The organism is Geobacillus sp. LYN3 (genome assembly GCF_003064505.1).
Taxonomy (GTDB): domain Bacteria; phylum Bacillota; class Bacilli; order Bacillales; family Anoxybacillaceae; genus Parageobacillus_B; species Parageobacillus_B toebii.
Map to the genome: position 1 here is coordinate 1 of NZ_QCWL01000079.1, position 428 is coordinate 428.

Below are 428 nucleotides of genomic sequence, written 5' to 3' on the forward strand. Positions count from 1 at the left end.
CCGTGCGCCCTTTCTAACTTAACCATGCGAAAACAGCTTCACGCTTGCCGCCTTCGCTTCTCGGCTTCTTCTACTGTCTAGCTTCGGCGCCTAGCCCCTCACGGTCGCTTCGGTCCTGCCGTGGCGGCAATAGCCTCCTCGCAGGCCCTCCAGCACCTATCGGGGCTAACCGCGGCGCCTCCGCTTTTCCTTCCGGTTATCTAGTTTTCAAGGAACCAAACTGTTTCCTGTATGTGCTCATGGACACAGTATTTTTCCGCTAAAATGGTGGAGCCTATCGGGATCGAACCGATGACCTCCTGCGTGCAAAGCAGGCGCTCTCCCAGCTGAGCTAAGGCCCCACATAGAAAGGGATGGGCCTAAGTGGACTTGAACCACCGACCTCACGCTTATCAGGCGTGCGCTCTAACCAGCTGAGCTATAGGCCC

At 57.0% G+C, this 428-nt stretch carries 2 tRNA genes; both read right to left on the reverse strand.

Features of this window, described 5'->3' with window-relative positions:
- Positions 1-265: 265 nt before the first annotated feature.
- Positions 266-341, reverse strand: a tRNA-Ala gene (locus DCC82_RS17155).
- Between the two features lie 13 nt (positions 342-354).
- Positions 355-428: transfer RNA gene (locus DCC82_RS17160), tRNA-Ile, on the reverse strand.